Origin of the sequence: Bacillus sp. L_1B0_5, assembly GCF_000836715.1 — a bacterium.
GTDB lineage: Bacteria > Bacillota > Bacilli > Bacillales > Bacillaceae_G > Bacillus_A > Bacillus_A thuringiensis_S.
On the sequence record NZ_JXIS01000123.1, the window covers coordinates 1 to 21,079 of the forward strand.

Sequence of the window (21,079 nt, forward strand, 5' to 3'; positions counted from 1 at the left end):
CGAAGTGAAAGTGGGGGTAGTTCAATATACTTCTGTGTACTCTAGCTGATATAATGTGAAAGGTAATTATTGGATAATTAGTAATACATATATGTTATATTAGGGGGATACATAAGTAATGTTAGATGCTATTTTTGCAGTTGTAGAAATACTCTTAGGTTTTTTCGCATTTATAATAGCTTTGTTTGCTTATCTCTTTTCAACAGGAGAAGAAAAGCGACAAGCAAAAGAGGATTTAAAGGAGCTTTCTAAAACTGCTCTCATCCCATTTGTTGTGTTTGTAATCGTAATATTATTTTTTGTTATTAAGGTGATTGATCATGACAATAAAGTTGAACAAGAACAACAAAGGCTACATGAAGAGAACTACCAACGTTACCATAATGATAGTAATTCTAATCTTGATAAAAATCTGGAACAAGATAATAAATAATATAGATAAGAACCTCGCCGTTTCCATAAGATGGCGAGGTTCTTACGCATAAAGAAAAGACACCCTAAGGTGCCTTTTCTAATAGTTTTTTAGCAGAAGCAACTGCATCCGATAATGATTAATAGTATAAAGAGTACAACGAGTAAAGCAAAGCCTCCAGCAAAACCGCAGCCTTCGCCGCAACTACCACTATATCCCATAATAATAGTTCCTCCTTTAGATAAGAGAATACAACTAGGATCCATTCCACGGATTTTAATGGGTTCACTTTACCTTATGTTTTTACGTATGAATTGAGCAGGTCCTTTTGAAAATAAGCGAAAAATTATTAAATGTGTTGCCCCTGAATGTTGATAAGTACCGACGTTCGAAAGGTGCTTAAAACGTATAATCCAGAAGTAATTGTTGTAAATGGAGGGAGGCAAAATTTCTTCAAGGGAATCCTGTAATTATGACTAAAGAAGCTATTTATCAAATACATATGGAAGCTGTTAATCATTACTTACTAACTAGAAAAGAATTAAAAGATTTTATCAATGAAAAAGGACTTTCCAACAATATTTTAGTACCATCCGATGGTGAAGTATCCCACTTTCCAATATAAATACTTAAATACTTATGCGCTTTTTTTGATTATAAGCGTTGGTTTTCAAAATAGGGTGCTTACCAAACATGCCCATCAAGTCAAGATAATATAATACTCCCAGAACAAAAATTTTGGCGTGTTGCTCGTAATTAGTGTTTTGCGATAACTCGTTCTTGTTAGTTTGATAGTGATGGGGTGCTACCTCAAATAGATAAAATTCCATTCTTCTTTGTAGGAAACCTATAGGACTTAAATACTTTTGAATATTGAATACAAATTTAGACATGAAAAAACACGATCTATTCTTATGTTTTTATAGAAAGAATAGATCGTGTTTTTTCATTTTAGGCGGATTTTATTTTGTTAGCTTGATAGCGATGTGATCATGCCTTTTTTTAGAGTCATACTATAAGTATATCCAAGATTAGGAGATTACTTGCAAGAGTCTTGGAAGTATTGCAATCGTGCTGTGTTATAATTCTAAAGTACTAACATTTCATGTAGGAATTATAGATGTCGGTTTGACATATGAAATGTAAAATCAATCTGTTATTTTGAGGGTTCAGGCTACCATTATCTAAACTAACATTCACACTAAAAGAAGTACAAGGAGGAAGGTATACCTATTAAAATAGTTAGGTATACCAAATTAGAAATGAACATTAAATTTAATAAAAAAGTAGTAGCATTCACGGCAGGATTAACAGTATTATCTTCACCATTGGTATCGTTTGCAGAGGAACAACAATTAGTAAACAATAAGCAACCTACAAACGTTCAGGAACAAAGTAAAACAACAACAGATGAACAGGCTTTAAAAAGTATTGAAGCTAGTTTTGAAGAGGTAGACGGACGTGGTGGAGGTACTGTCGACAATAAGAAAGCAGATAGTCTTCAACGTTCAGAAGGTATTCATGAAGAAACAGGTACATTAACTGTCCCTAACAATTCAAACAGAACAAAACGTAGTCTGTCTCCCATATCACCTAGTACCTCTAGTACAATAAACGGTGTTCCATTCACTGAATGGATTGTTCCAGCAGGTAACGATAATATTCGTCCTCAAAACTACATGAGTCCAAAGTACATTACAATTCATGAGACTGATAATACAAGTGTAGGAGCAGGTGCTAGAAACCACGCTCAATACCTATATAACCAAGCAGTAGGAAACACAGACCGAGCTGCATCGTGGCATTTTACAGTAGACGATAAAGAGATTTATCAACACCTACCATTAAACGAGAACGGATGGCATGCAGGAGACGGTGATGGTCCAGGTAATAGAGAATCCATTGCAATTGAAATCGCAGTTAATAGTGACGGAAACTACAGTAAAGCGGTAGATAACGCTAAGAAACTTGTAGCTTATTTAATGAAAGAAACTGGTGTACCGTTAAATAATATTGTAAAACACCAAAAATGGAGCGGTAAAATCTGCCCTGCTAACATGATTAATAATGGGCAATGGGATGTATTCGTAAATAGCGTTGAGGGGTATTATAATAATCTTTATCAACCAAAGGATGACATTACAGGAGGGTGGTATGAAGAAGCTATTCGAGAGTTAAATAGAAGAGGTATTATGATAGGGGAAGGAAACGGAGTTTTCGCACCCAATAGAGCGATAACAAGAGCCGAATTTGCTCAATTAATCTCTAACTCTCTAAACCTGCCAGCTGGAGATGCTTCATTTAAAGACCTAAACGATGCAAATTCAACTTTACGGGATGGTATTAAACGTACTGCAAGTGCAGGTATCATTCAAGGTAGAGGAGATGGTTATTTTGACCCAAACACACCTATTACAAGAGAAGAATCAGCAATTATTGTAAACAAGGCTTTACAGTATAAAGGTATATGGGGACCAGTTGTAAACCTACCATTCTCAGATAAAGACCAAATTATATATAAAGAAGACGTACAAAGACTGTATGGCCTAGGTATTGTAAGAGGTAAGGGTGACAATCAATACGACCCTAAAGGAACAACAACTCGTGGTGAAACAGCAACATTCATTCTAAATATGCTACAAGTAATTGAAAATGGTAGTGTTGAAAAGGTAATTGGAACGGCTCAAATTAATGGTATTGGGGTAAATGTTCGAAGCGGATCAGGTACAAACTATTCTATTGTTAGAAAGACAAGTAAAGGCGAAAAAGTTACAGTATATGAAGAAAAGAATGGTTGGTTAAGAATTGGAACAGGTCAGTGGATTTATTATGACTCTAGTTATATCGACTATAACAGATTATAAAAGACTAAATAGTTAAAAGAACAGGTCATATTTGGATATATAACTTAATCTCAGGTTGTGAAGAAGACTTTCTCCACAACCTGTTTTTGTTTCTGCCCCCCTCTTTACCTACCAATACTGATAAAAAGAGGAAAAGGAGAGATTCATTATGATGGGTGCATCGAAAAATCACCGTGATCAGCGTGTATACAATTTAATTTACCTTATGTTTTTACGTATGACTTGAGCAGGTCCTTTTGAAAATAAGGGAAAGATCATTTAATGTGCTTCCCCGGAATATTGATTACCCATTTTCTAAAAAACAAACCATTTAATTATATCAATAATCAGATTATTTAATATAATGTATTAATCCTAACAGAAGGGAGGATTATCCATGCAATTAGTTTGTTTTAAATTAGTAAATGGTCAATACTTTTTAGTTGTAGAAGGTATCGAGATTCCTGCGCCAATTCCAGCGTTTGCTGCAGCTTTATTAATTGGTTTAGGAGTAATACCGCTTTGTTCTTAATGTAAGGAATTTCAAACAGCTCTATCTTTCAATCGATAAACCCTTAAGTATATGAATGCTTGAGGGTTTTTTATATTAAAAAAGAAAAGACGCCATAAGGCGTCCCCACAAATAGGTAGATAAGACTTTAGTTTTCCAATCTAAAGAAATTTTGTATCAGCTCTTTGAAAGTATATCATAATATCTGATTGATTTATTATGCATTATTACATACTTTTCTCAAACCCTCTAGTTTCTATTAGATAAAATAGAATCCTAATATTACTAAAAATCAAATAAATATTTCTAAAAACCCTAAATATTTATAAGGGGAATAAAAGTGATACATTTAAGGTGCAAATTATAAAAAATATTAAAGGGGGAATAAAGCAGTATTAAAAAACTATTATAAGCGGTGGGCATTTATAAAGGTTATATAAACTTGAATTTTGTTAAAAAGATCCTCATTTAAGTGTACTTTTTCTGACTTGGACTAACGTAATTTTAATAATATGAATGATGAGGGCAGATCCCAATAGGGGCATAATGAAACGAAATACCCACAGCGCTTTAGGTATTCTATTATGCAGTGAAATCTTATTATTTAAATGAATTATTTTACTGGATTCAAAGGATTGAAAAACGTATTTGAAATTTAAATACCTTTGCAGAGATAATAAAGGTATTTAATTAAAGCACCTGTTGGCTAAAGTAGTTTTTCAACAGATTACTAATTTAGGGTGAACTCTTTAATATAATGATACCGGTGCATTTGTCTATTGGGGTTTCAGAAAGATTTAAAATCGTATATCTAAAAAATATAAACATATATATTTTAAGAGAACTGAGCTTGAAAGTATAACGATAAATGTGCTGGATTTACTGACACATTGATAACCAAAAAACAAACTATTCAAGGCCAGTGCTATCAGATACTACAATTCTACTAGTCACGTTAATTATTTCTCGCTTGTGGGGGGAACGTAGTGTTTTGAAATGTATCTGTTTTTGTTTCCCTATATGAACTATTATATCAACGGGCTCCTTACTAAAATAATGAAGAATCATCATTTGTTTATTCTGATTTCTGGAAAAGTTTTAATAGATTCATGTTGAACAAACATACTTTTTAGAAAGAGGGGAGATTATTGAGGGATAATCAATTACTATATCAACAGCAAAAAAGAGAAAAGGCACTTGTGATTGGAGCTGGTATTGCAGGCTTACTTACTGCACGCGTGCTTTCCAGTTATTTTGAGACAGTGATAGTTGTTGAAAAAGATGAGTTACCTCAAAAACCATCTGAACGTCCAGGTACACCCCAAGACTTTCATCCTCATCGTGTATTACCACGCGGAGAAATAATTATGAACCGCTTCTTTCCTGGATATGTTGATGATTTATTAAATCTAGGGGCCCATAATGTTAAGAATGATAAAATGATTCGATTTTCTCCGTATGGGGCACTTGAACTAGTTATAGAACGAAAAGGTGCAGCGAGCAGTCGAGCATTGTTAGAATGGACAATCCGCCAACGTGTGCAAGAAATTCCTAATGTACATTTTTATTCAAAGCAAGCGGTAACAGGCCTTTTAGCTTCGTCTGATCACAAGCGTGTTATTGGAATTAATATTCAAGAACGAGACGAATTAAAAACAAAGCGAACTGTGTTAACCGATCTGGTAGTTGACACATGTGGTCGTCAATCGAAACTCAATAAATGGCTTACATCTATGGGATATGAAGTTCCAGAACCAGAACGTTTAAAGGTGAATTTTGGATATAGCACGAGATATTATAAAGTACCTTCATATATCAAAGAGAAATTGAGTGCAATTTCTGAAGGAGATCCTGCTAAAAACGTTGGTGCTGTAGGGTTATTGTATATTGAAGATAATATAGCTCAAGCGCTACTATTTGTTGCTGGAGGTACACACTATCCACCAACCAATTCAAAAGAATATGAAAAAGAACTGGATTCTTTAGTTACCCCTATGATGAGGGAGTTAATTAAAGAGTTAGAACCAATTAGTGTCCCAAGAGGATTTAGAGCGCAGGAGTCAATCCGTCAACATTTTGAACAAATGGAAAATTGGCCATCTGGATTATTAGTGTTAGGTGATGCTTTTTGTAACTTTGATCCCATTTATGGACAGGGGATGACCGTAGCTGCCATTGAAGCTGAAATGTTAGATACTTGTTTAAAAGAACATTCTACTCATAAACCTGGATTCGAACGCAAGGTGCTGCAACGTATGCAACAAGCTATTGAGCCGGCATGGTGGCTGAGTTCAATTGCGGATTTACGTTGGAAAGGTGTTGAACATGTAGGAGCCGTTCCACTAAAAGGTGTGAAATTTGCACAGAAATATTTTGACTTATATCTTAAACAAGCTGTAAAGCAAGCAAGGGAGGGTAAGTCTACCATGCTCCAAAAATATATAATGATGAATGGGCTAGTTTATTCGCCTCATGAAATCATTAATTCAGATATATTAAGCATGTTAATCACTGGGGATGAGACTTCGGAGGGGAATGAACTTTTGAACGAACTTGGAGAAGTAGATAAGAAATCACTGCAAGAAAGAATACATGAATTAATCCCTTCCTTTACATTAGGTTTTGAGAATAGCATTCCAAATTTGTTTTCATCCATTTCAATTTCTAATGTCAAATGAGGAAAAGAAACATTGCTCTAATTAGGGCAATGTTTCTTTTGTTAGATAAGCAGTATTCAAAAGTAGTTATTTAGCAATTATGTTTTTCGAAATATTCTTCTTTAATTATTTGTAATTTTTTTTCGTTTTTTGTTAATTCAAATATAAATAACGCTTTTTTCATGTTATTATCAACATCTTCTTTATTATATTGTTTAAGCTTTAATAAGTTCCAACCATGTCCATAGTATAATTCACCTAATAAATATAAAGTATTTAGATTAATAGCTAGTTGGATGCCCATATCATTGTATTTTATTGCCTCTTCGTGTTGATTTGCATGACCTAAATTTTTTGCTAAATTGAAAATGATTTTTAATTTAATTTCTTTATCTCTAGGAAAAGCTAACTTATTAAAATTATTTAAACATCTTCTTAATATCGTAATACTTTTTTCATATTCTTTATTTTCTCCATGAAATATAGCCATTGTCTGCATAATATCTATTTCTCTTTCTGATAAAAAATTAGAATTAGTTAAAGTTAGTTTTAATGCATGATTTAAAAGATCTAAAGCCGTTTTTATTGATCGCTCCACCATAAATATAGCAATTGCTTCATGCCATATTAGAAATTGTTTCTCTTCATTTGTTTGAAAATTATTTAAGTTTTTCTCTTTTTTTACTATTTCATAAAGTTCTTTATATTGTTTTTGTTTTAAGCAATCTTTTATTACATATTTTACATTTTCTACATATTTAATTTTTTTGTTTTGAGTTAGTGCAAATATATGATTTGGATCAATCCCAAGTCTTTCTGATAATTGATATAACAATATGCTAGATGGATAAATCACACCTTTTTCGATCTTGCTAATTTGACTTTGTGAACATATTCCATGACATAATTCGGATTGTGATATATTTTTGTTAATTCTAAGTTCTTTAATGGTAATACCCAAATCGTTAAATTCCATTTTTTCACCTACTATTTAGCACTGTATTAGTAAAAGAGTTTTCTCTAACTTTTAATGTAATGTAAAAATAATATAGTTGCAATTGTTATTTGTTTTAAAGGACTTACCGTTTCCAGGGACGGTGAGGCTTTTATTATGTACAAAAAAAGACACCCTAAGGTGCCTTCTTCCGACTTGAACCACGTTCATTTAGTATAAACTTATCGTATTATCCCTTTGTTATACGTGTAAACACATCCTATAAAACAGGATCGTCTATATACACCAGATTGTTAGTTCACAAAGTACAAGAGATTTGAGATCAGTATTAGAGTGACGCCACACCTTCTATAATGATTGATATGTTACGCCTTTCAAAAGAATCTGCTTTATAGAATGTATCCACGTTTATTATTTTATTATATGTAATATTTATTTAGTGTAATTTTTTGTAGATATGTATAATTGCATAAAGTTTATAAAAAAATCAGAGTATAATTTGGATTGTGTAATAAAGATAAGGCCCACCTACGGAAATAGGTGGGTTTTTTGTTGGGTAATACTATCTCATTGCACACAAGGGAATTGCTATTAAAACCATAGCATATTTTTATAGCTCTTATATTGAGAAATAAAGAAAAGACACTCTAAGGTGCCTTTTCTAATAGTTTTTAGCAGAAGCAACTGCATCCAATAATGATTAATAGTATAAAGAGTACAACGAGTAAAGCAAAGCCTCCAGCAAAACCGCAGCCTTCGCCGCAACTACCACCATATCCCATAATAATAGCTCCTCCTTTAGATAAGAGAATAAAACTAGGGTTCATTCCACGGATGTTAATGGGTTCACTTTACCTTATGTTTTTAAGTATGAATTGAGCAGGTCCTTTTGAAAATAAGGGAAAGATAATTTAATGTGCTTCTACTGAATATTGATAAGTACCGACGTTCAAAAGTTGCTTAAAACGTATAATCCAGAAGTAATTTTTATAAATGGAGGGAGCACAATTTCTTCAAGGGAATCCTGTAATTATGACTAAAGAAGCAATTTATCAAACACATATGAAAGCTGTTAATCATTACTTACTAACTAGAAAAGAATTAAAAAGATTTTATCAATGTAAAAGGACTTTCCAATAATATTTTAGTACCATCTGATGGTGAAATATCTCACTTTCTAATATAAATACTTATGAGCTTTTTAATTATAAGCGTTGGTTTTCATGGTAGAGGCCCACCAGACATGCCTATTAAGTTAAGAAATAATAACACTCCCAGAACGATAATTTTTTGAGTGTTGTTCGTATTTATTGTTTTGGGATAAATGTTCTTGTTAGCTTGATAGTGATGGAGTACAGCCAGCAATGTAGGTTTAAAATAACATGATGCTGTTTATAAAAAAGCTGTAGAAATAGTGTGTCAAACCATACCACTAGTTAAAGAGAATATATATGGCGGACCTTTTAAAATAGATGTAATTACGTGAAAATTATAGTAAGAAGGGCAAGGAAATGTTTAATGATTTTAAGCTTGTAGCAAATCATTCGATTTATATCCAATTTCATAGTCATTTGAAAATATGATTATGAAATGCCAACTATTAGCATCTATTAAAAAGGAGAATAGTTTATGAAAATAGTAAATGATAGAGCCATGTTACGATTAATGCATGTAAATGATACCGAAAGCTTATTTAACATTGTGGAAGGAAATAAAGAAATATGGACGTATTTAATAGCTAAAATGGATAGCTATCAAGATATGGAGCAGTATGTTCAAGTAGCAATAAAAGGTTTTGAAGGGGATACGGATTTACGAAATGAAAAAGCACAGCGCGCAATTGAAAGACTAGGTGCTGTGAAAGAGGGAGTATTGCGAAACGAAAGACAATTGCCAAATGGTTATGTACGGGATGCGGTTGTATATAGTATTATCGCAAGCGAATGGACGGTTATAAAAGAACAACTTTTACAAAAACTAGCTGTATATAAATAAAGAGAATATATAGTGCTTCTATATTATTAATGTTTTTATCTATGATTGCGAAAAATACAAAGGGAAAGAAAGCTCACTAATTTCAAACTCCCTATGTTATCATAACGCAAGTTGGTTACATTCTTTTGGGGGATCTATATTACTTATATAAATTTTACATAATGTGTCCTTAGAAATACTACGCTTATAAATAAGGGGTACCATCTAATATATATTGGATGATACTTTTTTGTTTTATGAACAATAAGGCTATTGAAAGGGTCCTGATATGAATATCAGGACCCTTTCAATGTATATAATTATTTCACTGCCTCTTTTAATTCTTTTCCAGCTTTAAAAGCAGGTGCTTTTGAAGCTGCGATTTGCATTTCTTCACCTGTTTGTGGGTTACGTCCTGTACGTGCAGATCTTTCACGTACTTCAAATGTACCAAAACCAAGAATCTGTACTTTCTCTCCATTTGCTAGCGCATTTGTTACTGTATCTAATAACGCTTGTGTTGCTGCTGCAGCATCTTTTTGTGTAAGTTCAGCTTTTTCTGCAACTACTTTTGTTAATTCTGTTTTATTCATTTTCTGCACCTCATTATATGTAATTAGGTGACTATTATAACGTGTGATTACTTATGATGCAATTATACTGTACATAGAGCCATAGCAAGAGCACAAGAGGACAATGTCTGTGTAAAGGCATAAGAAGGATATTAATTATCGCTTTAAACTCTGTTCATATTTCTTTACATCTTCCATGGTTTTAAATATTAACACATCAAAAATTCCTTTTTCATTCCCACATACGACTACAAAACCATCTGTTGCTTCCAAAACTCTACCGACGCCACCATCTGTAAGTGTAATACTGGTGAGATGTTTTACGTTCAGTTTTTCTTCTTTTCGAATGTAAGTAGTTATGGGTGTTCCTACAGGAAATGCGTCTGTGATCTCCTTTGTTGTATATGTGCCATCATCTACTGATTGAGTTTTAGTTGTAATAGAATCCGTTTGAGTGGCACATCCTGTTGAACATATTAAAAGAATGCCAGTAATAATACTTACACATGCTGTTTTTACCATTCACAAAATCCTCCTATAACTGTTCGTATTGTCAACCCATTTAGGGTAACAAATTATATATACGAAGTTTGTTGGTTTATGTGAGTCGTAAATCAACAAAGATACAGGTATTTTGCCAGAATGTGTTTCAAACAAAAGAAAAAACACCCAAAGGTACCTTACTGCGACTGGAACAATCGTAATATGGTATTGGGTGCCAACCCGAGTATTATTTTGCCACATTAAGTAATTTTGGTTGTTGAGAAATATAATTCAAATCTATATGTTGTTTACTTTTGCTTCGGTAGCTTTTTTGTAGTGGATTCTTCAATCTGTTCAGATTTACTTTTAATTTCAGGGGTTATTGCTATCTTGCTACCCTGGTGCACACAATACAGGTATTTGTTGCACCAGAACTAAAAAAGTAATCAAATGTAAAAAGGTTAAAAATCGAAACGTATGTTATTATTATATTGAGAATTATAAATTAAAGGTGGCATCTGGAAGGGAATAGTTATAAATGAAAAAAATAAAGGGGAAGTTATCTTTTAGCATTGATATTATAGGTTGTATCCTTTGCATTATAATGTTTATTATAAGTCTTGTTAATTTTAGAACATGGGTACACCCATTTTTATTCCTTATCTTCGGACTAATTTTCTTCATTAATATAGTAAATACCCGTAAGAGAAAAGGGCGTAATTCAAATTAAAATAAAAATGTATCCGTATAACCAAAAAACGCTATTCTTTTTGTAGAGATATACAGAGAGGATGGCATTTTTTATAATTTTTTTGTTTCAAGATGAACTTCAATGATTTGCTGAGGGATTATATCAATATTTTCCTCCTTCACTTTTAGAACAGCTTGCTAGAGGGGGAGATTTTGTTTAAAGAAAGGGAGATTTTGCGATGTTACCTAATTATATAAAAATAGCTCATGAGATAGCCAAAAAAGCCCATGCTGGACAAGTAGATAAAGCAGGTATGGATTATATCAAACACCCTGAGGCAGTTGCTAGATTTGTAAATACGGCCGAAGAGAAAGCTATTGCTTATTTGCATGATGTTCTTGAAGATACTGAGATAACTGCTAATGATCTGTTAAGTGCTGGTATACCTCATAACGTAGTTGAGGCAGTGCAGGTACTGACAAAAGAGAAATACACACCTTATTTTGAGTATTTGTGCAGAGTGAAAGAAAATTCTCTTGCCCGTACAGTTAAACTTGCAGACTTAAAACATAATTCTGATCGCTCAAGACTTGCTAGGATAACAGATAAAGACCTAAAACGATTGGAGAAGTATCGCAAAGCGATTCAGTATTTAGGGGAATAAAAGAAACAGCAACTTCTTAAGTGACAATTTCTTATAATACTAGTTGTTTAAAGAAACTCCTTCTTGCAATGTTTTAAGGCATGTAAGAAAAATTCTCTGGTTGTTAAAAAATAAGAGACGATATTCTAAAGGAGTCTGAATATCGTCTCTTATTATAAGCCTTAAAACGTTAATTCAGGAATATGTAAATGGTTTTTTAATAAGTTCCAAGTCTCATCTAGAATGGGTTTTGGTGGTATGTAAATAATTGTTCCATCCCGACCTCTTGTTAAAATAACTCTATATGCATTGAGTTTAATTTGGAATGGATCTTCAACACCCCATTGATAGTGTTGCCCCTTCCAAGTCCCATTTTGTAGATATAGATCATCATCCCAATGAACAAGCGTCATATCTAGTTCAAGTCCCTGTGTTTGGAATTCAGTTGAGCTGTAGTTGAGCGCTCTACAATAGTATTGGGATTCGGCATAGTTAAAGTATTGAGCGATCTTACTAGGGCGTTCATATCGTTCATCTCTTGGTAGAACAGGGACTTCTTTTTGATGATCAGCGCCACCAGCACAGACAACGCCAACTGTTTTTGTATCATCCTGATAAAGCTGATGTAAAGTGTGTTTGGCTTTGGCTAAATCACGCGTAATAAAAAGTTGATAATGTTCTTTTGGTAGCTTATGAATAAGTTGTTTTGTTTGTTCAAAATTAGCATCCAATAAAGTATTAATAATTTCATAGTATTTTAAAGCTGCATGAGCACGGAAAGATGAGTTTAAATGTAGCTGAGAATGTGTTCTATAATGTGCTGCATTTGTAAATATAGAATTAGAATGTTTAGAGTGAACAGTCACGTTTTTTCCAGCGATCGCATAATTCCACAGGGCGAGACCGCCTTCTTCTCCAGAATAGATCTCTTGTCCGTCTCCGATTAAGCCAATTGTTACACTCCACGGTTTATTGTTTGTTGTAACATTCATTATAATATCCGGTTCACTTAAGTTTTGAACTTCTCGATTTCTTCGAGTGAGTGATTGATCGACTTTTTTTGTATCCCATGCTCGTTGGGCCTCATCAAAAATGATTATTTGTTCTTTTGGAATCATTCTCTTTTCAAGAAAATCCATTTTATAGCCATATAGACCTTGTACGAAGGTTCTATTTTTCAACGTATCTTGTAATACGTCTACTAATGGGCCGTTACCAGATAAATAAACTGCATTTTTCATCTCGTGTGCAATGGTCAGACCTAAATATGTTTTACCTGCTCCTGGCTCGCCAGATACCAAAATAAGATGATGGGTATTTGTATGTTGGGCTTCTTCAATAATTGAGCGTACAGTTTGTTGTACTTCTGGGAAATTACTGCTTGATACAGCTTTAATGTCAGGGAGTGGTTCATTATTTAAAATAGAACGAGCAGCTTCTAGCATAGAAGGTGAGGGTTCATAGACACCATTGATTACTTCCTCTAGCATTAAAGTTGGTGCTTCTGTTTTATTTAATATTCGTTTAATATTACTTTCCAATCCATCAACTGTTGAAAGGGTTACTTGATATTCTTTTTGGAAAACCCAGCGTTCGCCTTTGTAGTTTGTAAGCAGTAAAACACCAATGACTTGTATGTTAGATTGTTGAATAGCTGAGTGATAATGTTCAAGATCACGCATATAAAGAGATGTTTGGATATATTCAGAAGGTGAAACGCTATTATAACTTTTACATTCGAGAACTATTAAATAACCATTAATTAATAAAAGTACATCAGGACGACGACCGCCTCCGCGTAAAATCTCATATTCAAATATAAGTGATGCATCTAAATTAGAAAATCGATTAAATAAATCTTGTAGTTTATTATAACTATCAATCCATGCTCTCTTTTGAGAATCTATTTTTGGATCATTTGTATTGGTTTTATAAACATGATCTAACAATTGTTTAATAAAAAACTGTACATCTAATTGCTTAAATTGTTCAATAGTTCCAGCCCAGCCATAGTTCAAGATAAAGGCCCCCCTGAAGTGTAGTAGGATATATGTATATTTCTATTATACGAAATGATATAACTAGTTTGGAATAAGAAAAGAGTTCAGTTGTATTTTTTCTGGGGAATTTTGTGGTAATAAAAGATTTTCTTTATATGTTGAGGGTTATTGATAACAAAAGAATTGATTTAGATGAAGATATTTTATGTTTAAACATAGTTTCTTAACTAGATCACGAAATCATATTATTAACCAATTATCACTTTTAAATAAAGTCACTATGTTTTGAAAAAGATGCGATAAAATATAAAAAGGAAATGGACCATTTGTTAAAAAGATCAATTTCCTTTTTACGATTTAAATATATTTAAATATATTTAAATTTTATTATAAAAGAACCTAAATCATAGCCTGTTTTTATTATTGCTATAGCTGAAATTATAGCTAATGGGTATTTAATAGATGATTTGTTGAGAAATTCCTTTATGTTTTTCATGTTGTAGACCTCCATTGTATCAATTGTATTATTATATATAGTATCACAAATGTAATGATTAACATTCGCTATATTTATCTTTATTAGTGGAGAAGGATACTTAAATTTACGGAGAACTAAACAAAATAAAGGGTAACAAAACGATCAAATTTTTTATAAAAATCGCATACTAGTTTACAAAGAAAGAATCCATTTTGAACAAGCTTATGTCAGATTCTTCTTATTTGTCATATAATATGTGTAGGTGTTACTATTCCTATATAATAAAGTTGTATTTTTTTTGAATAGAAATATCGTTTATAAAAATTTTGCTGTTTTCAGTCCTTTTTATTTTGAAGTTAATGTGATATATTCATAACATAAAGAGCGAAATATATCACATGGAGGTTTTTATGAAAAATAAATTGTCTTATTTGGGATTTCTTGGTTTTTTGGGTTTTTTAGGTCCATTTACACTTTTAGGCAATATTTCATGGGCATATTATTTTTTCGGTTTCTTTTTCTTTTTCGCATATGCAAAAGTAGTACCAGATGAGCTTTTTATGCTACATGTGCGCATCGCTGCTACAAGGGCTTTTTTCGTAGCGATAGTATTAGGTAGTCTACTGCTATTAAGTGTTTTTATTTTTGAAAGTTTACATATAATTCGGTTCTTCGTTATAATTTCAGTGTTCTTTCCTTTAGGAACATTTCTAATCAATTTAGAAATATTTGAGCGTAGAGAAAAGAAAGGGATGCAAGATGCCACTTAAGACTCGAATGAAAGAATATAGAGTAAAGCTAAATATGTCGCAAGAAGATTTAGCCAAGGAGGTTGGTGTTAGAAGGGAAACAATAGGAAATCTTGAAAATGGAAAATATAATCCTTCTTTCAAACTTACTTATGATATTGCAAAGGTTTTAAAAGCACCTCTTGAAGTTCTATTTTGGTTTGAAGAATAGTTCATGTATGAGTAAATGATTATGATAGATATGCTCATGAGTTTTGAACAATCTTTTTTATAAAAACTAAATGCAGATTTCTAACAAAAGACTCCATTTTGATTAAACCTTTTTCAAAGTGGAGTCTTTTTATTTACCATAAACTATGGGTTTGTGGTTTTTTGTTTAAATTTCATTACAAATCAACACCAATTTGCGAATACATGGTTTGTAGATAAAAGAGAGCTGCAAACATCTGGATGTAATATATAAAAGGTGCCAATTCTATTATTAATAATGGAGATTGATAGCTCCTCTACGTTCACTTTTATAGAAGAGGGGAGATGAAATAAGCTAAGATAAAGCTGTTTTAGTAAATTTGCTTCATTTTAAAATAGGTTTGAATGAAGGAGACAATTTGCTAAATACACTATGTTGTTCATTTCCTTCTTGACTCATACTTGCTTGATAAGTTGAAAATCCTTTATACGTTCTTCTTTTCCATTGCCATAAGCCATTACTTTGATCGAATTCACCATAGTAATGATTGTAATCCAATTTGTTTCTTGTGTTTTTATTAAAATTATTGCTGATAAAAATACGGCTATTACTAGCATAAATTTGGTTATTGGTAATTACATTGTTTCGGGTATCGTAATTTATTTCGATTTGGCCACTCTCTTGATCTTTTGTATCATTTTTATAAATTACATTGTTCGTAATCGTGTTATTTTCAGCATATCCTTGCTGACTGTCATATCCACCAATTGCAATGCCACTCATAATATTATTGGATATCGTATTGTCTCTAACGGTAATTTGAATACCAATAGGGGGTTTGCTACCTTTACTTCCGCGTGAACAAGCTTTAGATCTTTTTGGAGTTTTACACACATCTCATGCAAAATAAAACTACAGCACGAACAAACCTAGCCTTCATCAATTCAATGATATTCAATTGTTTCGGAAGTAATTATGTTACTTAGGATTTTTTTAATAGGTATTAAAGAAAAACATTTTACATTAAAAGGTTATAGAAGTTGTATGATTTTGGATTAATAAAAGTGCATTCAATAATGTCAATTAATTATTATATTTTAAGAATAGTGAAAGGTTTTCGGGAATTAAAAAGTTGAATATAAGTTTGGGATTAGAATATTAAGGTGGATAATTATGTGTTTATTTGTAAAAAGAAAAGAAACTATAGCTTTAAAATATGAATTAGACGGACTCTTATAGCATGAAAAAATATGTAATTTTGCATAGTTAAATTTTACCAAATAGTATTTTAAATAAAATTACGTACCGTAATAAGGATTAAAGTTAAGAGATTCAATGGAGTGAAACTATAAGTTTTTAATATAACCAAATGTTCTATTTTTGAGGATGAACATGGTTATATTAATTAAAATATACTAATTGTAAATTAAACATAAAGCTAGGCCAATAATGCATTCAGGGCGTTTAGTATTTGGTTTAAATTGGATAAAATTTAATGAAAAAGAAGTAGATGAAAAAATATTCTGTTTATTAGAAATGATAAAAAAGAAAAAGAAAATAATAATTAAAATAATCAAGATTTAAGCATTTATTATTTTTCAGATATATAGAATTTATTTACATAAAAACAATTTATTGGTTATTAAATGGAAATTACCCCCTTCCCAAATTATAGATTTAGTAGTATTATTTGCTAAGGGATAAATTGGATATTATTTACTTTTATCAAAGGTATTGAAGCTTTGTTTTTATAACTCGAGTTCTATATCTATCTAACATTCCGATTAATCTGAAGGTTAATTCAATACCAAGAATAATTAATGCGCTATTAAATTCTTAAGTTATTAAATTATTTTCATTTACAGAAAAATAATTTATCGCGCAAATTTTAAGGGGGTGGATTTATCGTTAAATCCATATTTATTAATATAACGAAAGCTAGTTTAGAGGATATTCATTGCAAAAAATATTACTGGAAGGTGAATTAAAATGGGGAAATCGTTATGTGACCAAGAAAAAAAAGTAGCCATTCTTATTGCACACGGTTATAAGGATGTAGAAATTGCACAAAAACTATTTGTTAGTAGAAGAAGAGTAGGGGTTATTATTTCATCAATTAAGTTGAAATGTAGAATATCTTCTCGAGTTCAGATAGGAATTCTTGCCTATCATCGTGGATGGTTAGAATTTGAAGAAATTATGAGGAATGATGATTATGCGCAAAAGAGTGCCTTATATTGAACAAATGGAGCACAGCGAGTGTGGTTTAGCTTGTTTGGGGATGGTATTAGGTTACTACGGTTATAATGTAACGCTATCTGAATTGAGAAACAAATTTGGTACATCCAAAAAAGGCACTTCCCTTTATCATTTGATAGAGATGGGAGAAGAAACTCACCTTAAGGGGAAAGTCTATAAAGCAGATTGCAATGCATTAAGTCAAATTTCATGTCCTGCAATACTCTTTTGGGAAAATAAACATTATGTTGTTCTTGAGAGCATCAATAAAAGAAATTTTTCTATTGTTGATCCTCTTAATGGGAGACGGAAAGTTAGTCCGGAAATATTTAAGAGTTCTTATTCTGGATATGTTTTGAAATTTGAAACAGATGAAAAATTCGTTACAAAAAAGAAGGAATTAAAACTCAACTTTCTTTTACAACATATCTTAATGCATAAAAATATACTGATAAGTATAATGTTGGTGGCTTTCTTATTACAAGGTATTGGGCTAGTCATTCCTAAAGTAACTCAATGGATTGTTGATAATATCATTTTACCCAATAATGCAGAATACACCAGTATTCTGGGGGTAAGTGTGCTTGGTCTATTTTTATTTTACCAAGTATTCTCTATTTTTAGAGGGTATTTAATTACTATTCTTCAAACCCGCATGGATTCTTCAATTATGTCAGCTTTTATTTCTAAATTATTTAGTCTTAAATACTCATTTTTTGAAGCTAGAACAAGTGGAGAACTTATATACCGAGCTAATTCAAATGTAATAATTAGACAAATTCTATCTTCTCGTATGATTTCTTTGATTATTGATATGGTCTTAATTATTGGATACGCAATAATGATGTTCTATATGCAATGGAAATTAGGTTTGTTAGTAGTGTTATTATGCAGTATTATTACAGGCATCACACTTCTAAGTACTCGTTTGATTAAGAAATTATCAGATCAAAATCTTGTTGTACAAACCAAAACACAAAGTTACTTAACAGAGAGTATTCATGGAATTTGTGATATTAAAATTCTAGGTGCTGAAAAAAAAGTTTTTAATCACTGGCATCAGTTATTTCATAATCAATTAAAAGCTTCTCAAAAGCAAAATTTTCTTTCTACTACTCTAGAATCTTTTAGTAGTGGAATTCAATTTATTACCCCTCTTATATTACTTTGGGTAGGATCAATATTTATATTGAAAGGAGAATTTACAATAGGAGAACTCCTCGGATTTTCGGCACTTGCTACATCGTTTATGGTACCAATTGTTTCTATGGGAAACACGTATTCTCAATTGTTACTATTAGTGGCTTATATACAGCGCTTACAAGATGTAATGGAAAGCGACTCAGAGAATATAGATGGGCACAAGGTTAAAAATATTCAGGGCGAAATTGAATTTAAAGATGTGTCATTTAAATATGATCATTTTGGAAGTGAAGTTATTTCTAAAATTAATTTAAGGGTTAAAGCAGGAGAAAAAATTGCTATTGTTGGTTCATCTGGTTCAGGGAAAAGCTCATTGGCAAAATTATTGCTAGGATTGTATTCACCCACTAATGGACAGGTCTTTATTGATGGAAGACCGTTAGAAGAATTGAATTTACATGCATTACGCAGTCAGATGGGAGCGGTATTACAAGAAGCTAGATTAAATCATGGGAGTGTAATAGAAAATATCCAAATTTTAGATAATAAAGTTTCGTTAGAAAAAGTAGTTAATGCAGCTCAACTTGCAGATATTCATGAGGAAATTCTGAAACAACCTATGGGCTATTATACTATGATATCTGAAGGTGGTAGTAATTTTTCAGGTGGTCAAAAACAGCGTCTTCTTTTAGCGCGCGCTTTAGCTAATGAACCCAAAATATTAATTTTAGATGAGGCAACTTCAGCTTTAGATAATCTTTCTGAATCAAGAGTTCAACAAAACTTGAAAACGTTAGACTGTACGCAGATTATCATTGCTCATCGATTATCTACAGTTAGAGATGCGGATCGAATTATTGTTTTAAAGGATGGAAAAATCCAAGAAATAGGAAATCATCAAGAGTTGTTAAAAAGAGAAGGTATATATTATCAACTATATACAATTCAAGAGGAGAATCAAAATGAAGAATTGGCAATCTAAATTAGGAACAATAATTGTAATTTTAACCACTGTTATACTATTTACATTTACTTTTAATAAGTCCAGTAATGCAGAGAGTGGAAATGATCAACTATTTATGTTTACGGATTCAAATACTTCAGAAGAGGTAAATCAATTCATTAAAGAAAAATACCCAAGTATAAAGAGTACGGTAATTCCTGAAATTGCAATGGTTAAGCTTGAGGATACCGATAATGGTCAGCATATAAAAGCGAGCCATGAAATTAAGGAAAAGTTTCATAATAAAATTGAATCTACTGGACCAGAAAGTAAAATAATTGATCCTAAAGAAGATAATTTAAACCCTAGTATTAGTGAAAATGAGATTATTCCTACTGTTATTCCAAATATAGAAGAAAAGGCAAAATTATATCAAGAATTAGGATGGGATATAAAGAAAATCACTGAAGATGGAAAAAGTTTTAAAAAACAAAAAGGTAATCATAATGTAAAAGTAGCAATTATTGATAGCGGTATTGATTTTAACCATCCAGATTTAAAAGGAAATATTATTTCTAAAGGAAAATCATTTGTTCCCAATGTCGATAATACGGATGACCACATGGGGCATGGTACTATGGCAGCTGGTTCTATAGCAGCTAATGGAAATATGTTAGGAGTTGGACCAGAGTTAGGCATTATTCCTTATAAAGTTATGGATAATTGGCAAGATGGGGCTGAATCAGCTTGGGTTACACAAGCAATTATTGCAGCTACAAAAGATGGAGTAGATGTTATTAATTTAAGCTTAGGGACGTACAAATCATTGGAAAAGCCAGAAGATCGTGTAGTAGTAGAATCTTATAAACGAGCTGTTAAATATGCTCATAAACACGGCGTCATTGTAGTGGCTAGTGCAGGAAATGAAAGTTTGGATAATAATAACCCAACCCTTATAGCAGAAAAACGAGGTTTTTCTGGTGATAAGCAAGTGCATCTTCCAGGTGGTGGGCTTCCATCATTAATTACTGTTTCAGCTACTGATAAAAATGATTTACTAGCATCTTATTCAAACTATGGTGGGGTTTCTGTAGCTGCTCCCGCTGGAGATTATGGTCCTGAGTGGGCTAATCAGCAAAAGCTAGACCCATTTTCTATGACATTAACTACTTATCCAACTAATTTACCACAACCTCCAATAAGCAAGGCTTTAAACCTACCAGAAGGTTATGTTTTGATGGCGGGAACTAGTGTTGCAGCACCAAAGGTATCTGGGGCAGTTGGAGTTCTTATCGCTGAACAACAAAAGAAAGGACGAAAGTCTTTAAAATTAGCTCAGTTAAAAAATATATTAAAAAAGAGTTCAACTGATTTAGGGGAACCTGGTAAAGACGATAAATATGGATATGGTCTAATAAATGTTAATAAGGCTTTAGAATTGATTAAATAAATAGTATATTTGGTTTTTAAGTAATCAAATATATGCATAAATAGGGTCTTTTTCGATGAATTTCGAAAAAGACCCTATTTAAATTTGAGGAATATTTAAATTTGTTTCATATAAATTTAAAAAAAGTATGAAAAATATTTTATAAAT

At 31.9% G+C, this 21,079-nt stretch carries 19 protein-coding genes and 1 pseudogene; 12 read left to right on the forward strand and 8 right to left on the reverse strand.

All coding sequences use genetic code 11. The features are described 5' to 3' along the window. Positions 1–118: 118 nt before the first annotated feature. Positions 119–433, forward strand: a complete 315-nt coding sequence (locus RT27_RS28725) for a hypothetical protein (RefSeq protein ID WP_043938490.1) — start codon at positions 119–121, stop codon at positions 431–433. Positions 434–522: 89 nt separating this feature from the next. Here RT27_RS28725 and RT27_RS34455 read toward each other — a convergent pair whose 3' ends face one another. Then, positions 523–633 carry a YjcZ family sporulation protein gene (locus RT27_RS34455; protein ID WP_000542355.1) on the reverse strand — a complete coding sequence of 37 codons (111 nt, stop codon included), beginning with the start codon at positions 631–633 and terminating at the stop codon, positions 523–525. Between the two features lie 251 nt (positions 634–884). Between RT27_RS34455 and RT27_RS34460 the strand changes: the two genes are divergently transcribed. From RT27_RS34460 to RT27_RS28735, 4 genes are all read left to right on the forward strand, one after another. Beyond that, on the forward strand, positions 885–1,037 hold the full coding sequence (locus tag RT27_RS34460) for a hypothetical protein (RefSeq protein ID WP_231577724.1): 153 nt from the start codon (positions 885–887) through the stop codon (positions 1,035–1,037). Between the two features lie 637 nt (positions 1,038–1,674). Next, positions 1,675–3,276, forward strand: a complete 1,602-nt coding sequence (locus tag RT27_RS28730) for an S-layer homology domain-containing protein (protein WP_043938491.1) — start codon at positions 1,675–1,677, stop codon at positions 3,274–3,276. A gap of 376 nt (positions 3,277–3,652) precedes the next feature. After that, positions 3,653–3,787, forward strand: coding sequence for a hypothetical protein (locus tag RT27_RS36160; protein ID WP_001177694.1), 135 nt, complete (start codon positions 3,653–3,655; stop codon positions 3,785–3,787). A gap of 1,127 nt (positions 3,788–4,914) precedes the next feature. Beyond that, positions 4,915–6,444, forward strand: a complete 1,530-nt coding sequence (locus RT27_RS28735) for an FAD-dependent oxidoreductase (protein ID WP_043938492.1) — start codon at positions 4,915–4,917, stop codon at positions 6,442–6,444. A gap of 70 nt (positions 6,445–6,514) precedes the next feature. On the opposite strand, the gene RT27_RS28740 is transcribed toward RT27_RS28735, so the two are convergent. Beyond that, positions 6,515–7,399, reverse strand: a complete 885-nt coding sequence (locus tag RT27_RS28740; RefSeq protein ID WP_043938494.1) for a helix-turn-helix domain-containing protein — start codon at positions 7,397–7,399, stop codon at positions 6,515–6,517. Between the two features lie 650 nt (positions 7,400–8,049). Continuing rightward, positions 8,050–8,160, reverse strand: a complete 111-nt coding sequence (locus RT27_RS34465; protein ID WP_000540371.1) for a YjcZ family sporulation protein — start codon at positions 8,158–8,160, stop codon at positions 8,050–8,052. A gap of 847 nt (positions 8,161–9,007) precedes the next feature. On the opposite strand from RT27_RS34465, the gene RT27_RS28745 reads away from it, so the two are divergent. Further along, positions 9,008–9,373 (forward strand): GNAT family protein, encoded by a 366-nt coding sequence (locus RT27_RS28745; protein WP_043938496.1) that lies wholly within the window; start codon positions 9,008–9,010, stop codon positions 9,371–9,373. Positions 9,374–9,672: 299 nt separating this feature from the next. On the opposite strand, the gene RT27_RS28750 is transcribed toward RT27_RS28745, so the two are convergent. Further along, complete coding sequence (locus RT27_RS28750) at positions 9,673–9,945, reverse strand: HU family DNA-binding protein (RefSeq protein WP_001043944.1); 273 nt, start codon at positions 9,943–9,945, stop codon at positions 9,673–9,675. 135 nt (positions 9,946–10,080) lie between these two features. Beyond that, entirely contained in the window at positions 10,081–10,446 is a 366-nt protein-coding gene (locus tag RT27_RS28755) for a hypothetical protein (protein WP_043938498.1), read from the reverse strand. Between the two features lie 890 nt (positions 10,447–11,336). On the opposite strand from RT27_RS28755, the gene RT27_RS28760 reads away from it, so the two are divergent. Next, positions 11,337–11,762 carry an HD domain-containing protein gene (locus RT27_RS28760; RefSeq protein ID WP_043938499.1) on the forward strand — a complete coding sequence of 142 codons (426 nt, stop codon included), beginning with the start codon at positions 11,337–11,339 and terminating at the stop codon, positions 11,760–11,762. A 161-nt stretch (positions 11,763–11,923) separates the two neighbouring features. Here the strand turns inward: RT27_RS28760 and RT27_RS28765 are convergent, their stop codons facing one another. Further along, positions 11,924–13,759 (reverse strand): DNA/RNA helicase domain-containing protein, encoded by a 1,836-nt coding sequence (locus RT27_RS28765; protein WP_043938500.1) that lies wholly within the window; start codon positions 13,757–13,759, stop codon positions 11,924–11,926. Between the two features lie 349 nt (positions 13,760–14,108). Next, positions 14,109–14,237, reverse strand: a complete 129-nt coding sequence (locus RT27_RS36165) for a hypothetical protein (protein WP_000789572.1) — start codon at positions 14,235–14,237, stop codon at positions 14,109–14,111. 392 nt (positions 14,238–14,629) lie between these two features. Here RT27_RS36165 and RT27_RS28770 point away from each other — a divergent pair, with 392 nt between their 5' ends. Both RT27_RS28770 and RT27_RS28775 read left to right on the forward strand, forming a co-directional pair. Next, on the forward strand, positions 14,630–14,989 hold the full coding sequence (locus RT27_RS28770) for a DUF3796 domain-containing protein (protein WP_043938501.1): 360 nt from the start codon (positions 14,630–14,632) through the stop codon (positions 14,987–14,989). Next, complete coding sequence (locus RT27_RS28775; RefSeq protein ID WP_001128812.1) at positions 14,979–15,179, forward strand: helix-turn-helix transcriptional regulator; 201 nt, start codon at positions 14,979–14,981, stop codon at positions 15,177–15,179. The genes RT27_RS28770 and RT27_RS28775 overlap by 11 nt, the downstream gene beginning before the upstream one ends. A 363-nt stretch (positions 15,180–15,542) precedes the next feature. On the opposite strand, the pseudogene RT27_RS28780 reads toward RT27_RS28775, so the two are convergent. Next, positions 15,543–15,980 (reverse strand): annotated as a pseudogene (locus RT27_RS28780) (right-handed parallel beta-helix repeat-containing protein); the annotation flags it as partial. A gap of 1,167 nt (positions 15,981–17,147) precedes the next feature. Between RT27_RS28780 and RT27_RS28785 the strand changes: the two are divergent. Genes RT27_RS28785 through RT27_RS28795 form a run of 3 tightly spaced genes read left to right on the forward strand, consistent with a single transcriptional unit; the run spans position 17,148 to position 20,932 of the window. After that, a complete protein-coding gene (locus RT27_RS28785; RefSeq protein WP_016078316.1) occupies positions 17,148–17,399 on the forward strand; it encodes a LuxR C-terminal-related transcriptional regulator in 252 nt (83 codons plus the stop codon). After that, a complete protein-coding gene (locus RT27_RS28790; protein WP_050043492.1) occupies positions 17,374–19,521 on the forward strand; it encodes a peptidase domain-containing ABC transporter in 2,148 nt (715 codons plus the stop codon). Before RT27_RS28785 ends, RT27_RS28790 begins: the two co-directional genes overlap by 26 nt. Then, a complete protein-coding gene (locus RT27_RS28795) occupies positions 19,502–20,932 on the forward strand; it encodes a S8 family serine peptidase (RefSeq protein WP_043938503.1) in 1,431 nt (476 codons plus the stop codon). Before RT27_RS28790 ends, RT27_RS28795 begins: the two co-directional genes overlap by 20 nt. The last annotated feature ends 147 nt before the right edge of the window (positions 20,933–21,079 follow it).